This is a genomic window from Pantoea sp. RSPAM1 (assembly GCF_038816185.1).
In the GTDB taxonomy this organism is placed as follows: domain Bacteria; phylum Pseudomonadota; class Gammaproteobacteria; order Enterobacterales; family Enterobacteriaceae; genus Pantoea; species Pantoea ananatis.
This window is the reverse complement of the sequence record NZ_CP046137.1, coordinates 2,598,365-2,613,159: the sequence shown is the minus strand read 5'-3', so window position 1 is coordinate 2,613,159 and position 14,795 is coordinate 2,598,365. Positions and strand designations below refer to the sequence as shown.

Below are 14,795 nucleotides of genomic sequence, written 5' to 3'. Positions count from 1 at the left end.
GCATTGAGTATGGGTAATCGCGTCACAAGGGCAGATGGCAGCCCTTATTTGTGAAGCACTGTTTCCTGTTTTACAGGCCTGTCGTTTTGGTTTACCTGTTCTGGTAAAGATCCCAACGGTTGCCATAGAGGTCTTCAAATACCACAACCAGCCCATACTCTTCCTCTCGGGGTTCCTCACAAAACGTCACACCTTTCGCTTTCATGGCTTGGTAGTCGTGCCAGAAATCACTGCTCTGCAGGAACAGGAACACTCTGCCGCCGCATTGATTACCAATAAAGCTTTCCTGGCGATCATTTGAGGCGCGTGCAAGGAGGAGATGACAATCGCTTTCCGGATTCGGCGTGACGACCACCCAACGTTTCCCCGGCTGCGGTGTATCCTCAACAAGAATAAAGCCCAGCTTGTCAGTGTAATACTCAATGGCCCGATCGTAGTCATCAACCACAATAGCGATATAACCCATGCAACGTTTCTGCGTTCTCATTTCTGCTCCATAAATTCAAAGGGAAAACGGCCTTAGAGAAGGCCTGAAATCATGAACAAATTTTTTTTATTCTGTCTGGGACGCTCCAAAGCAGGAAGGCTTAGATTAAGCGAAACGCTTACAATGCATGTCTGTGCAGAATGACATGCACTTTTTGTGTCGGATCAGGTGAAATCATTCAGTGCAGGCCCGGCATGTTAACAGGCTATGAGGGGGCCTGGTTACCGGCTTCTGGTCCTGTCCCTTTATCCAGCATGCATAACGTTATCAAACCCTGGCCTTGTTCCAACAGACAGGAAATGCGCTTTTGGCTTTGGCACTGAACGGAGCAGGTAGGCGGCGGGAAAAACGGGCAAAAACAGACCCAGCATACAACTTGAAGTCATCAGATAAGCAGGTTAGCCTGCTGCAATCACAAGTGAAAAACTCTCATCATACAGGTAAGGTCGGTCATGGCTCTGATCCCCAAAAACTACTCGCGGCTGGAAAGTGGCTATCGTGAAAAAGCGTTAAAAATTTATCCGTGGGTGTGTGGGCGATGCTCGCGGGAGTTTGTTTATTCAAACCTGCGGGAATTAACGGTTCACCACATCGATCACGACCACACCAATAATCCACCAGATGGCAGTAACTGGGAGCTGTTGTGCCTGTACTGCCATGATCATGAACACTCAAAGTATACGGAAGCCGATCAGTACGGCACCTCCGTTGTGGCTGGCGAGGATGCGCAGGATGATGTGGGGGCAGCCACCTACAATCCCTTTGCCGATCTCAAGTCGATGCTCACCAAAAAGAAATAACCGCAGGCAAGTCTTCTCTTTCTGCAAGACGATGACAGAGCTGACATCTGGCAGCGTTTGGAACAAGGCAGGAGAGAGGCGGCCTGCCGGGTGTTGGCCGCGTTCTGTCAGCCCCGGCAGGCCTTTTTTACGCTGCACGTTGTGCTCCCCATGCCGACCGGCCACTGTGTAGGCATGAGATTTGTACAGCAACGGAAGCACCACCATGAAGAAGGCTCATGTTAATGTGAAATTAAGTCGCTTTCACTCATGTTACGACTCTGGCATAAAATATGCTTATTGATTGCAGGCGCGTTAAAAACTGTGAAGCAGACGAGACAAGCAGACAGATCTGGCAAATAACGCAGTTTTTACATCAGAATTCAGGATCCAGACACGATGAATAACAATTTCACCTTTACGATTAAGAGCAGTGTTTTTGATGAGAATTACAATCCGTCAGAAAACACGCGCATCACGACCAACTTCGCTAACCTGGCCCGTGGCAAGAACCGCCAGGAAAACCTGCGTAACGCCCTGGTGATGATGGATAATCGTTTTAATTCCCTGGCGCACTGGGATAACTCGAAAGGGGACCGTTATTCTGTCGAGCTTGAGATCATTTCCGTTGAGATGAATATCAATGTGGAAAATAATCGCGATGCTTTTCCGGTTATCGAAATATTGAAAACCAGTATCGTTGATAAAAAAACCGACGAACGTATTGAAGGCATTGTAGGGAACAACTTCTCTTCTTACGTGCGTGACTATGACTTCAGCGTCCTGCTGTCCGAGCACAACAAAAATAATCCGGTGTTTACTATTCCGGAAAACTTTGGCGAGCTGCATGGCAATATCTTCAAATGCTTCCTGCAATCAGAGGTTTACAAGGCGAATTTTAGCAAGTCACCGGTGATCTGCCTGAGTGTTTCAAGCAAAAACACCTATGTCCGCACCGGCAACCGTCACCCGGTACTGGGCATTGAGTACCAGCAGGATGAATATTCGCTGACCGATAAATACTTCAGCAAGATGGGATTACATGCGCGCTATTTTATGCCTGAAAACAGCGTTGCGCCCCTGGCGTTCTATTTTACGGGTGATTTGCTGCGTGATTACACCGATCTCGAACTCATCAGCACCATCAGTACGATGGAAACGTTCCAGAAGATTTATCGCCCTGAGATCTATAATGCAAACTCTCCGGCGGGTATTGAATATCAACCGAGCCTGAGCCATCGGGATTATTCTTTAACGCAAATTGTTTACGACCGAGAAGAGCGTAGCCATCTGGCTATTGAACAAGGGAAGTTTACCGAGAAGAACTTCATCAAACCCTACAAAAATGTTCTTGAGCAATGGTCTGCTAATTACGTTCTTTGATTAACTCAGTATAAGGTTACCTGTTATGAAAACTTTGTTACCGACTTCTACGGCGGGAAGCCTGCCAAAACCGTCCTGGCTTGCGCAACCTGAAACACTGTGGTCGCCCTGGAAACTGGAAAATGAAGAATTAATCGATGGCAAGAAAGACGCACTGCGTTTGATTCTGGACGATCAGGATCGCGCCGGTATTGATATCGTCAGTGATGGTGAGCAAACGCGCCAACACTTTGTGACCACCTTTATTGAACACCTCAGCGGTGTGGATTTTGAAAAACGCGAGATCGTCAAAATCCGTAATCGTTACGATGCCAGCGTGCCGAGTGTGGTGGGTGAAGTGGCGCGCCAGAAGCCGGTCTTCGTTGAAGATGCCAAATTTTTACGTCAGCTGACGAATAAACAGATCAAATGGGCGCTGCCGGGTCCCATGACCATGATCGATACGCTGTATGACAACCACTACAAGAGCCGCGAAAAACTGGCCTGGGAATTTGCCAAAATTCTTAATCAGGAAGCGAAGGAACTTGAGGCGGCGGGTGTCGATATTATCCAGTTCGACGAACCTGCATTTAACGTGTTTTTCGATGAGGTGAACGACTGGGGCATTGCCGCCCTGGAACGCGCCGTTGAAGGGCTCAAGTGCGAAACCGCTGTGCACATTTGCTACGGTTACGGCATCAAAGCCAACACCGACTGGAAAAAGACGCTCGGAACCGAATGGCGTCAGTATGAAGAAGTCTTCCCTAAATTGCAGAAGTCGAACATCGATATCATCTCGCTGGAATGCCAAAACTCTCGCGTACCGATGGATCTTATCGAACTGATTCGCGGCAAAAAAGTGATGGTTGGGGCCATTGATGTGGCAACCAACGCGATCGAAACCCCTGAAGAAGTGGCCGATACGTTGCGTAAAGCCCTTCAGTTTGTGGATGCTGATAAGCTTTATCCCTCTACCAACTGTGGCATGACGCCGTTATCCCGCCAGGTTGCCCGGGGCAAGCTGAGTGCCCTCAGCGCCGGTGCAGAAATCATCCGTAAAGAACTGCTGTCGAAATAACGGCGTCGGACATTCGGTGAATGAACCGTGTATGAGTAAAGGCCCGATCGGTGATCGGGCCTTTTTTGTCACCCTGTCAGGTTTGGCGCTGTAAAGCCGCAATAAAATAACCGCCGCGTATGCCTGCTGGGCGTTATTTTCACGCGCTGGCACCTGGTGCGGACGTAAACGGTGCCTGCACAGAGGCGAATGCAGAAAGGATAGGGGATGAGCAGATGGTGAGTATCAGCCAGCCTTTCTGCGCTTCCATTCATCCACCACCTCTCCCAGGTTTTTGGGAATGTCATTGCGTATCCAGGCCGTAAAATCCCGATCGAACCGGAAACGCTCTCCGCACTGTGCAACCAGAAAGCGGCGCACGTTTTAGGCATTTTATCGTTTTCATCCACGACCGTCATGCGCGTCAGTTCTGCGCTGTGCCAGTCAATGTTCATCCGTTTGCCTCAAGTAACACGTGGTGAAGGCGAAAATCGTCGCGGCTGGTTCAGGGCTGGATATGGATAGTTGCATTAAAAATGAATGGATATCGGTATGGCGAGCAACATCCCTGCCCAAGAGAAGGGCGTGCTTTAATTAGCGACCGGCGCTTTGCGTTATAAGCAAAGTGATAGCGTTAAAAGACGTTGCGAGCGATCAGTAAAGGGTAATCCAGTCTGAATAGCATCAGTTTCCCGAAAATGGCCAGGGATAAATTTGACCACCCTGGTTAGCTTTTAAGTGCCGCCACGAGGGTGGCTTCGATTTTTTCCGGCGTAGTGATGGGTGCAAAACGCTTAAGTGGTTTACCGTCTCGTCCAATCAAAAACTTAGTGAAGTTCCATTTAATCCGCCCACCCAGCACACCGGGTAATTCCGCTTTCAGGTAACGAAATAGCGGATGCGTTCCGGGGCCGTTAACCTCTACTTTTTCGAACATGGGGAAGCTCACACCATAGTGAATGTGACAGGTCTGCGCGATGTCGTCGGCACTGCCCGGTTCCTGCTTACCGAACTGGTTGCAAGGGAAACCCAGCACCACCAGCCCCTGCGCAGCATACTTTTTGTAGAGTGCTTCAAGCCCTGCATATTGTGGAGTGAATCCGCAATGGCTGGCGGTATTCACCACCAGAACCAGCTTGCCAGCATAGTCGGCCATCGAGATGCGCTGGCCATTCAGGCTGGTGGCATTGAGTTGATGAAAAGTCGTCATGCTAAAATCCTTAAAGTGCGTGTTAGTCAGGGCAAAGATGAGCGCTCAGAGGGCTTCTTGTTTCGCCCTGTCAACCAGCGCTGTTTTCTCTGTCACTTCGGTGACCCGCCGATCTTTGACTGACTCAGCGTTGCGTGAGTCATGTCCGATCAAGACACAACCCTGCCATTAAATCTGTTTCTGAAGAATAACGGGATGCGTTCAGGAAGCCTGTTTTTTTAACATGATTTTAAGAAGGCTGATGATTTCCTTTTGCTCATGCTCTTCTAACCTGTTCAGAAAATGCGAATCAACGCTTTCAGCGATCGGCGATGCAGTGTTAAGCATCTCTTCGCCCTGATCGGTGAGCGTAACAAATCGACGACGTTTGTCTTTTTTTCCTTCTTCACGTTTTATCAGGCCTTTATGTTCCATTCGAACCAGCATTTCTGCCAGCGTAGCCTTCGAACTTAATGCCGCCTCTGTTAATTCCAGCTGTTCGATTCCCGGTTTAGCATCAACGGCAGCAAGAACAGCAAACTGCTGCTTTGTCAGAAAGGGCATCGCTTCCTGCCACAGGGCGGTGTGTTCCTGTAGAAGTTGCCTCGTCAAATGGAAGAAAAGGTTGCTCAAGTCATTGTTCATATTAACTTTTCTCTGGTTCTGTCATCCTCGTATTTAGTTAATGTTAAATCATTATCCCACCGTTAAACATTCTTTATCACCAGACACAAAAGGTCACACTGTAAATAGTAACCCTGGAAATCAATTGACTTTATGGGTTTGACTAGATTACCGTTAGTTTCATTCGTACACGAACGTTATTTGCAAGGACGTCAGATGAGAATTGTAATCGGTATGACGGGAGCAACAGGTGCTCCTTTAGGGGTGGCTCTGCTCAGCATTTTGCAGGAAATCGAAGAGGTTGAAACGCATCTGATTTTGAGCAAGTGGGCTAAAACCACAATTGAACTCGAAACGCCTTTTTCATCGCGTGAGGTGATGAACATGGCTGATGTTGTGTATGGCCCGGCCGACCAGGCCGCGACTCTCTCGTCAGGTTCTTTTCACACCGATGGGATGGTCATTATTCCTTGCAGTATGAAAACCTTAGCGGGGATTCGCATGGGATATGCGGAAGGCCTTATTGGACGGGCTGCTGATGTCGTCATTAAAGAAGGCAGAAAACTTGTGCTGGTCCCCAGAGAAACGCCTCTCAGCACCATTCACCTGGAAAATATGCTAGCCCTTTCCCGTCTTGGCGTAGCCATGGTTCCGCCCATGCCCGCTTTTTATAACCATCCCGCAATTATTGATGATGTGATCGATCATGTCGTAACTCGTGTTCTCGACCAGTTTGGGATTGCCTCGCCAAAGGCAAATCGCTGGAAAGGCCTGAACAATTCTAAGAAACCCCTGAGTATGGAGAGTAAATAATGGCTTATGATGACCTACGTAGCTTCCTTAAGGCTCTGGACGAGCAGGGGCAGCTTCTTGAGATTGATGAAGAGGTTTTACCCGAACCTGATATTGCTGCGGCCGCTAATGCTACAGGCCGTATTGGTGAAGGCGCACCGGCAATCTCATTCAAAAAAATAAAGGGGTTCAATCATGCTCATGTTGTGATGAACACCATTGGTTCCTGGCAAAACCATGCAATTTCACTGGGCCTCCCAATGAATACCCCCGTGAAACAGCAGATAGAGGAATTCATTCGTCGCTGGGACACTTTTCCTGTGGCACCAGAGAGGCGCGACAATGCGCCCTGGTCAGAAAATACCGTTGATGGTGAAGAGATCAATCTCTTTGACATCCTTCCCCTGTTCCGCCTGAACGACGGCGACGGCGGTTTCTATCTTGATAAGGCCTGCGTAGTATCACGTGACCCGCTTGATCCAGAACATTTCGGTAAGCAAAACGTCGGCATTTACCGGATGGAGGTGAAAGGTAAACGTAAACTCGGGCTACAGCCCGTGCCGATGCATGACATTGCACTTCATCTCCATAAGGCCGAAGAACGTGGTGACGATCTGCCAGTGGCGATTACGTTGGGCAATGATCCCATTATTACATTGATGGGTGCCACGCCGCTGAAATACGACCAGTCAGAATATGAGATGGCAGGTGCACTGCGTGAAAGCCCTTACCCCATCGCCACCGCGCCTCTGACCGGCTTTGATGTGCCGTGGGGATCGGAAGTCATTCTTGAAGGCGTGATAGAAGGGCGCAAACGTGAGATTGAAGGACCGTTTGGCGAATTCACCGGCCATTACTCCGGCGGTCGCAATATGACCGTTGTACGAATTGATAAGGTCTCCTACCGCACTAAGCCAATATTCGAGTCGTTGTATCTGGGAATGCCCTGGACCGAAATTGATTATCTGATAGGCCCGGCAACCTGTGTCCCTTTGTATCAACAGCTGAAAGCGGATTTCCCTGAGGTGCAGGCTGTGAATGCAATGTATACACATGGATTACTGGCCATTATTTCTACAAAGAAACGTTATGGTGGATTTGCCCGTGCTGTAGGCGTACGGGCGATGACAACCCCGCATGGTCTGGGCTACGTCAAGATGGTGATCATGGTCGATGAGGATGTCGATCCCTTTAACCTGCCTCAGGTGATGTGGGCACTGTCTTCAAAGGTCAATCCGCAAGGCGATCTCGTTCAACTGCCAAACATGTCCGTACTGGAGCTGGATCCGGGTTCCAGCCCTGCGGGAATAACGGATAAACTCGTGATCGATGCAACGACTCCCGTCGCACCGGACACCCGCGGCCACTACAGTCAGCCGGTAAAAGACCTGCCAGAAACTTCAATCTGGGTTGAGAAGTTAACGTCCCTGTTATCAAATCGCGGTTAAGGAGAAAGTATGATTTGTCCACGTTGTGCTGATGAACACATTGAAATCATGGCAACATCCCCAGTTGAGGGGATATGGACGGTGCATCAGTGTCAGCACTGCCTCTACACATGGCGCGACACAGAGCCAGCCCGAAGAACGGAGCGGGAACATTATCCTGAAGCCTTCCGGATGACTCAACGTGATATTGATAATGCGCCGGAAGTCCCGTCTGTCCCTCCTCTGTTAGCTAAGTAACTTACTGTCTGGCGGGTCCAGGCCAGGCCCGCTATGCATGATTTGCCACATTAAAAAATCACAGTATTAACGTCCTGCCTTGAGAACGTCGCGGGGTCAGAAAAGTGTTTCTTTAATGGTGATTTCGTCCACCCGGAGGATTGAAGACATGTCGAAACCCTTCATGTCTGACATGAACGCCTCGCTGCTCATGTATTTCTGATTGATAGCCTGTATATCGGCTCCCGCCTGACTGGTCACGGTTGCAATGACCTGACAGTTTTCTCCCAGACAGACATCATTGACATAAATATCAAAAGCAGAAAGAGAAACCCTGTGTCGGGGCCAGTGTTTGTGAAAATAAATTTCTGCTGACTGGCTGTCTTTGAGCGTATAAATCCTGACCTGTTTCATCTTGTCCCTCCTGTTGTGAAGGTGTTCATCAAGGCGGAAAATTAAAGCATACCCACTTCATTTCTGGGAAATTAACAAAAGACCACTTCTCGCTCTGAGCCGACGTTCATGCTTCTAAACTGGCGCAAACCTTCTCTGTACCTGACGGACATCAAACGCAACCGTTTACCCGCACACATCGCTAATAATCATCCCGATAATCGCTGAAGCTATGGCCGCGTGAGTCGATAACGCATGCTCAGCTCATTTTTGGGGCTGAAGAGGGCTCATGCGTTCGGGTCATACCGGCGCAGCATTTGGCCCTCTTTTTTTACAACACCAGCACGTGCATTCCTTTTAATTACAATGGAAATAACAATATGTCTGTCATTAAGACAATGACCAGAAGCTTAACCGGTTCCCGTTTTGCAGGGGCAGCTCAGCCCGCCGACGGGATCTTTCACTGTGAAAGCTTACCTGCATCGCTCTCTGCTGCAGGCCTTAGCAAACGTGCTGCGGGTATTTTGCTGACGTTTGTACCGCCAGAAGCAGATTTTCATAAGGTCAGTCAGGCATGGCAACGTTTAACATCGGCGGATCTGACCGTCATTACGCTCTCCTCGAACGGGGCGCTGAGTGCCAGCGGTAAGCAGACAACTTACTGCAAGGGAGACGGACAAGAGGGCAGCTGGCTCTGGCTGCCTCGCAACCTGATAGCGGAGCATGAAACACACATTGTCGATCTGCATCTTCACGACACGCACACGGCGACCGATCGCATCAGCGCCATTCAGCATGAACTGGCGGCACTGAAGCTGCGCATGCCGCTTTCTGCCGATCGCACCTTCGCGATGATTTACTGCGACGGACTGTCCGCATCAGAAGGCTTTCTGATGCAGGCCTGGTATAACACGGGGCGCTTTCCGTGCCTGGCGATTGGTGGCTCCGCAGGAGGACGTGCAACCTTTGACGGCACATGGATGGGTGTCGGCGGTCGTGTGCTGCAGGGCAAGGCCGTTATCGTGTTCTGCAAAATGGCAGCGGGTAAATCCTTCGCACCCTTCAAAAGCCAGAATTTCGAGCCGCTGAATAAAAGCTGGCTGATTGCAGAGGCCGATCCGGTAAAGCGTACGTTGACGTCGGTGTTTAACGCACAGGGACAGCAGCAGCCGTTCACCCAGGCGCTGGCCGAACACCTTGGCTGCAACGAACAGCAGCTCAGCGAGCGGCTTAAAGGTCTGACATTTGCCGTCAAGGTAGGTGAAGCCTTCTTTATTCGTTCCGTGGCGAAAATGACCAGCCAGAGCGTGCAGTTTTTCTGCGACCTGGAATTTGGCGATCGGCTTTACTTAATGCGTGAAACCGATTTTAAACAGGCCACGCAGCGTGACTGGCAGGCCTTTACCCAACGCCACGGCAAACCGGCAGCGATTCTGATGAACGATTGCATACTGCGTCGCGTGGGGAATGCCGATAAGCTGCACGATGCGCATTTTTTTAAAGGGATTCCGGCCGCCGGCTTCTCCAGTTTTGGTGAGATTCTCGGTGTGCCGATCAACCAGACGCTCTCTGCGCTGGTGTTCTTTAATCACCGTGTCCATGCGATGGCGCAATTCCCGGTGGAATATGCCAGCTATGCGGCTCACTACGCTCAGCGCGCCCTGCGTCGCTGGGAGGCGCTGAACAGGGTGCAGTCCGGCGTGCTGGCGCGCGTGGTGAATTATCAGCAGGAGTTAGCGCCTATCGTCCAGGCACTGCCGGTGCTTGAGGCGGCAACCCAGAGCCAGAGCGAGGCGCTGACGATGGCCGAGAGCAGCATTCGCGCTATCAGCGATATCGCCAAAGAGAGCCAGCAGGCACAGGGCCGCTTAGGCGACGGGTTGGACGATCTGGAGGCGATCTCCAATGGCATCAACGTCATTACGCATGGCATCAGCAATATCGCGTTCCAGACCAATATTCTGGCGCTTAATGCGGCCGTTGAAGCCGCCCGTGCGGGTGAGGCGGGCAGGGGATTTGCGGTTGTCGCCGGAGAAGTGCGTCGTCTGGCGCAATCCTCCAAAGAGCAGGCTGAAGCCACGGCAAGCAATATCAACGATGCGGTCAGCACGATTTCCCGCATTCGCAATGTGGCGACAAACACCGTGCAAACTGCCACGGACATGGCAGAGCGCAGTATCCACGCAGCCGATGCCATCGCGGCGATGAGCGACCGCACCCGTCATGAGCGGGCAGGCATGGCGAAACAGCTGGATAGCCTGCGGACCTTAACGGCGGGAATGGATGCCATGCAGGAAGCGGTGGCCGAGCTGAAAGTCCTGCAAACCCTTTCGACTTCTCGTTAACGCACGCCTCAGCCGTTAACACCACGCTGCACCAGCGGCTGCGATTCACTAGCTTGATGAAAATGGCTCAGGGCTGAGCCGTTTTCGGGCTATTTCATCGTTGTGTTGCCGCTAAAAGCCCGGTCTGCAAAGCAGAGGCGATGCAGACCTGCCGCTTGCAGAGGACGGGAACGTCAGTATCGGGCCCGACTGCTGTTCAGACGCAAAGAGGGGGCGGTTGCGACAACCGGCCCGGGCATCACGGGCTGATCGCTCAGCATGGACAAAAATGCCTGAGACCAGCGATGACTGTTGTGCAAATGCAATCCCTTCATCAGACGCGCGTGAAGATGACGCCGTTCCCTTAACGGCATCAGCAGCGCGCTATGAATGGCATCGGCCATCGCATCGGGATTGTAAGGATTGACGATTAGCGCACCATCCATCTGCTCTGCTGCGCCTGCAAACTGTGACAGGATCAGCACACCAGGATTATCGGGATCCTGAAGTGCAACATACATCTTCGCCATCAGGCTCATGCCTGCCATCAGTGGGGTCACCAGCGCAACACGGGAAGCGCGATAGATTCCCGCCTGCTCTTCCCGACTGTAAGCATGCGTCAGACAGTTCACCGGATACCAGTTCATCATGCCGTGCACGCCATTAAACTCGCCGCACAGGGTTTCTAAGGTGTGACTGATTTCCGGCGCGCGATGCGCATACCCGGCAGAGGGCGGAGCCAGCTGCAACAGGGTAATATTTTTTTGGTAAACAGCATGTTTGCGCAGCAGCACTTCCACGGCGCTGATTCGGTAAGGCAGCCCGGCACTGTCATCAAGATGGCCACCACTCAGTACGGTGTTTTCCGGCAAGTTTTCGCGGCACTGCATTTCCATGAAGGCGCAGCTATTGCTGTCGCGCAGGCAGCGGGCATCGTCAAGGTCAATCCCCACAGGAAAGACGCCGAGCCGGACAATACGGCCTTGTACCCGAAAGCTGTCGCCAGCCAAACGCTCTGTACGGAATTCACTTTCCAGCCAGACAATAAAGTTGTTCATGTCCTGTACCGTCTGAAAACCGATCACGTCACAGCACAGCAGGGATTCGGTGAGCCAGCGCCAGTCGGGAATGGCCTCAAACATCTTGCCCGATGGGAAAGGCTGATGCAGAAAAAAGCCCACTGGATTGGTCAAACCGGCTTCGCGAAGATAGCGGGCGCAACCCAGCAGATGATAATCCTGTATCCAGATTCTGTCCTCGGGCAGGGCGTGCTCACAAATGGCACGCGCATAAGCCTCATTAATATTTTTATATTCCCGATAGCCGTCAGCGGAAAAACGGGCCAGATCCGGGCGCTGGTGGAAAACAGGCCAGAGTCCTTTATGAACGTAATTGTGATAACCCTCATTCGCCTCGCCGGGTGTCAGGGGAAAGGTCAGGGTTTCATAGCGATCTTTGTGCTGAGATGACAGAGGTCTTGCCGTATCCGAGGGCAGAACTGCGGTCTGGCCATCCCAGCTCACCCAGAGCCCACCTTGATGGGCGAGAATGCCTTCATAAATCGCAGTAAGCGTAGAACGTTGAGAATGATTATGTGATACCAGGATAAGACCTGACATGGTGTTTTCCTTGTGAGACAGAGGTTCGTCAGTCGCATTGCTTAACGACCAACAGCTGGATAATTGAGGCCGAATGAGAAACTGAAGCAGGCTGCTCATCGTTGTAGTCGCTTAATGTCTACGTGTGATATCGGAGCCCGCTGGGTAGTCAACGCCGTGATACAGAGGCGGCGCCACGTAAATACCCGGCAGTGAGGGATGACAGATGAAGCCGTTGTGTTGAAGAAAGGCCGGTGCGGATTCACTCAGGGCGATAATTCGATGGCAGCCGCAGGCACCTGGATGCGACAGACAGCAGCGCAATAGCCAGGATCCCAGACCGATAAAGCGATATTCTGGCGAAATAAACAGATCCTGTATAACCCAGGTTTCGGCCATATCGGTTACGACGCGTGCAAAGCCGATTTGTCGTGCATTGCGGTAGACGCCAAAACAGAGACTGCTGTTCAACGCCAACGTCAGAAGGCGAGCATCGGGGATCGTCGCCCCCAGCCATTGAGCAATGAGCCGGGGGTTAAGTTTGGCCGGATCGGTGTTGACCTCAATCGCGTCTCTGAACCATTTACGGGGTGACATCAGCCGAAGACGTTGCTGCTCAGCCAACTCGACTAAGGCGGCATCGCCATTGACAGGCAGAGAAAAGGGCGCATTAACGCATTTCATCAACGACTTCCTTATGCATGGGCAATGAGTACCCGGTGCCGTTGATTAAAACGCCCGGCGTGTAAAAGTGGCGTAAAAAAGAAATGGCGAGGTGTAAAAAGGGTGCAAACGAAAAGCGGTGATACGGGCTGGCTGTACCCATTATCAGGGTGTTAAGGGGCGGTCTTAAACATAGCGACTGTGTCTGAACGCTGACTGTGTGCCTGAAATGTCTCGTGAGCTTTTTCAGCCAAGATTCATCCCTGCAGAATAGAGATTTTCATGCGTTAAATGACGTCACTGATAAATGGCTAAGACATTATCTGTGTAAATTCAGGTACAGGCTCCCGCGTTTTACCAATGATTATTGACGAATATTTATTGGGTTGGGAAATGTAATGGCGCAGGAAGCGTCACTGATTACGCTGAACGATTCAGAAAGGGGGCATAGTTACCCACCAGGAATATTAATGAAAAGTATTTTTATTTATATTTTTGTAATTACTTAAACGTCATCTCAATAAGAATGGATTGTTTCTTTTGATATCAGCATTCTCCCTCTATATTAGCCGCGTTTTAAGTACACAGTATCTCGTTTGGCGAGGCTCCTATACAAACACAGGTTACTGATCTGACGACATCGAGAGATGCCCAAGGTTAAGACAGGCTTTATCGGATTAAGGTTCAGCCCAAGGTAACTTCTGATTAATGAATCAGATACGTTGTATAGTGCTAAAACCTGGACGCGGAGATAGCCTACGTTCACTCCCTCTTTGGTTACGCCCCTGTACGATTCGCTGATGATGTTTTAGCCGATATAGGGACACCTCAATGCAAAAAATACAGCATCTTTCTACCGGTTCGCGCCTCAATGTTGACGGCGTAAATGACGCTTCCGTTGCGCAGTATATGAACCCGAATTTTATTACGCTCCCCTACACACTGACGGTAAAAGAAGCAAAGCTTTATTTTCTGTCGCAGTTAAAAACAAATGAGATCCCCTCGTTAGTGTTTATTACCGCGCGCGATTACCATTTACGCGGCACGCTTGCGGTTAAAACTTTATTGCAATGCCATGATGAAGATAAACAGGTTGGTGTGATGATGCGTCATGCTTTCACGAAAGTGACGCCGGATGACAGTCGCGGTGATATTGCCCATATTCTGATGGAGGAGAATATCGATATCCTGCCCGTCGTTGCCAACCATACGTTGGTAGGTGTACTGGGTGAACGTGAGATTGCACGCCTGATTGCGGATGAGAACACCGCAGATGCACAGCGTCAGGGCGCCAGTCTGCCGCTGGATAAACCTTATCTTGAAACCAGTCCGTGGGCGCTCTGGCGAAAAAGAGCCGTCTGGTTGCTGATGCTCTTTGTGGCTGAGGCCTATACAGGCAATGTCCTGAAAGCCTTTGAAGATCAGCTGGAGGCGGCAATTGCGCTCGCCTTTTTTATTCCTCTGTTAATTGGTACCGGCGGCAATAGCGGCACACAGATTACCTCTACCCTGGTGCGGGCCATGGCGTTAGGGGAGGTTAGTCTGGCAAGGCTGGGTGCAGTGCTGCGCAAAGAAATCTCCACGTCCCTGCTGATCGCGGCCACTATCGGCCTTGCGGCATGGATACGGGCATGGATGATGGGCGTTGGCGCAGAGGTCACGCTGGTTGTCAGTCTGTCGCTGGTGGCCATTACCGTGTGGAGCGCGATTGTGTCATCCATCATACCGATGTTACTGAAAAAGGCGGGGGTAGATCCGGCGGTGGTTTCAGCGCCCTTTATTGCCACTTTTATTGACGGCACAGGGCTCATCATTTATTTCAAAATCGCGCAGTATGTGATGGGAATTTAATTCGGCCTCTGC

14 protein-coding genes, 1 pseudogene and 1 riboswitch are annotated in these 14,795 nt (G+C 50.9%); of the genes and pseudogenes, 8 read left to right on the top strand and 7 right to left on the bottom strand.

Going from position 1 to position 14,795, the window contains the following annotated elements:
• Positions 1 to 91: 91 nt before the first annotated feature.
• Positions 92 to 487 (bottom strand): VOC family protein, encoded by a 396-nt coding sequence (locus tag GKC68_RS12720; protein ID WP_064367199.1) that lies wholly within the window; start codon positions 485 to 487, stop codon positions 92 to 94.
• Positions 488 to 939: 452 nt separating this feature from the next.
• Here GKC68_RS12720 and yajD point away from each other — a divergent pair, with 452 nt between their 5' ends.
• The 3 genes from yajD (at position 940) to GKC68_RS12705 (ending at position 3,706) form a co-directional block, all read left to right on the top strand.
• The gene (gene yajD, locus GKC68_RS12715) at positions 940 to 1,287 is read left to right on the top strand and encodes an HNH nuclease YajD (protein ID WP_013025496.1); all 348 of its coding nucleotides are present in this window, start codon (positions 940 to 942) and stop codon (positions 1,285 to 1,287) included.
• Positions 1,288 to 1,665: 378 nt separating this feature from the next.
• Positions 1,666 to 2,649: a DUF1852 domain-containing protein gene (locus GKC68_RS12710; protein ID WP_342656207.1), complete on the top strand. Its 984-nt coding sequence runs from the start codon at positions 1,666 to 1,668 to the stop codon at positions 2,647 to 2,649.
• Between the two features lie 25 nt (positions 2,650 to 2,674).
• Positions 2,675 to 3,706, top strand: a complete 1,032-nt coding sequence (locus tag GKC68_RS12705) for a methionine synthase (protein ID WP_013025498.1) — start codon at positions 2,675 to 2,677, stop codon at positions 3,704 to 3,706.
• Between the two features lie 225 nt (positions 3,707 to 3,931).
• Here GKC68_RS12705 and GKC68_RS12700 read toward each other — a convergent pair.
• The 3 genes and pseudogenes from GKC68_RS12700 to GKC68_RS12690 form a co-directional block, all read right to left on the bottom strand.
• Positions 3,932 to 4,140 (bottom strand): annotated as a pseudogene (locus GKC68_RS12700) (DUF6434 domain-containing protein).
• A gap of 272 nt (positions 4,141 to 4,412) precedes the next feature.
• Positions 4,413 to 4,895, bottom strand: a complete 483-nt coding sequence (locus GKC68_RS12695; protein WP_089528607.1) for a glutathione peroxidase — start codon at positions 4,893 to 4,895, stop codon at positions 4,413 to 4,415.
• 201 nt (positions 4,896 to 5,096) lie between these two features.
• Positions 5,097 to 5,519 carry a MarR family winged helix-turn-helix transcriptional regulator gene (locus GKC68_RS12690; RefSeq protein ID WP_047714642.1) on the bottom strand — a complete coding sequence of 141 codons (423 nt, stop codon included), beginning with the start codon at positions 5,517 to 5,519 and terminating at the stop codon, positions 5,097 to 5,099.
• 195 nt (positions 5,520 to 5,714) lie between these two features.
• On the opposite strand from GKC68_RS12690, the gene GKC68_RS12685 reads away from it, so the two are divergent.
• The 3 genes from GKC68_RS12685 to GKC68_RS12675 are packed head-to-tail and all read left to right on the top strand — an operon-like array spanning position 5,715 to position 7,975.
• Entirely contained in the window at positions 5,715 to 6,311 is a 597-nt protein-coding gene (locus GKC68_RS12685; RefSeq protein ID WP_028722103.1) for a non-oxidative hydroxyarylic acid decarboxylases subunit B, read from the top strand.
• The gene (locus GKC68_RS12680; RefSeq protein ID WP_058706480.1) at positions 6,311 to 7,738 is read left to right on the top strand and encodes a non-oxidative hydroxyarylic acid decarboxylases subunit C; all 1,428 of its coding nucleotides are present in this window, start codon (positions 6,311 to 6,313) and stop codon (positions 7,736 to 7,738) included. The genes GKC68_RS12685 and GKC68_RS12680 overlap by 1 nt, the downstream gene beginning before the upstream one ends.
• Positions 7,739 to 7,747: 9 nt before the next feature.
• On the top strand, positions 7,748 to 7,975 hold the full coding sequence (locus GKC68_RS12675; protein ID WP_072015862.1) for a non-oxidative hydroxyarylic acid decarboxylases subunit D: 228 nt from the start codon (positions 7,748 to 7,750) through the stop codon (positions 7,973 to 7,975).
• A 96-nt stretch (positions 7,976 to 8,071) separates the two neighbouring features.
• Here GKC68_RS12675 and GKC68_RS12670 read toward each other — a convergent pair whose 3' ends face one another.
• Positions 8,072 to 8,368, bottom strand: a complete 297-nt coding sequence (locus GKC68_RS12670) for a hypothetical protein (protein ID WP_089528608.1) — start codon at positions 8,366 to 8,368, stop codon at positions 8,072 to 8,074.
• Between the two features lie 359 nt (positions 8,369 to 8,727).
• Here GKC68_RS12670 and GKC68_RS12665 point away from each other — a divergent pair, with 359 nt between their 5' ends.
• Entirely contained in the window at positions 8,728 to 10,692 is a 1,965-nt protein-coding gene (locus GKC68_RS12665; protein ID WP_089528609.1) for a methyl-accepting chemotaxis protein, read from the top strand.
• Between the two features lie 173 nt (positions 10,693 to 10,865).
• Here the strand turns inward: GKC68_RS12665 and GKC68_RS12660 are convergent, their stop codons facing one another.
• A complete protein-coding gene (locus GKC68_RS12660) occupies positions 10,866 to 12,290 on the bottom strand; it encodes a trehalose-6-phosphate synthase (protein WP_342656206.1) in 1,425 nt (474 codons plus the stop codon).
• Positions 12,291 to 12,401: 111 nt separating this feature from the next.
• Positions 12,402 to 12,953 (bottom strand): GNAT family N-acetyltransferase, encoded by a 552-nt coding sequence (locus GKC68_RS12655; RefSeq protein ID WP_089528611.1) that lies wholly within the window; start codon positions 12,951 to 12,953, stop codon positions 12,402 to 12,404.
• Between the two features lie 563 nt (positions 12,954 to 13,516).
• Positions 13,517 to 13,690: riboswitch (M-box (ykoK) riboswitch) on the top strand.
• Between the two features lie 73 nt (positions 13,691 to 13,763).
• On the opposite strand from GKC68_RS12655, the gene GKC68_RS12650 reads away from it, so the two are divergent.
• A complete protein-coding gene (locus tag GKC68_RS12650; protein WP_047714649.1) occupies positions 13,764 to 14,783 on the top strand; it encodes a magnesium transporter in 1,020 nt (339 codons plus the stop codon).
• The last annotated feature ends 12 nt before the right edge of the window (positions 14,784 to 14,795 follow it).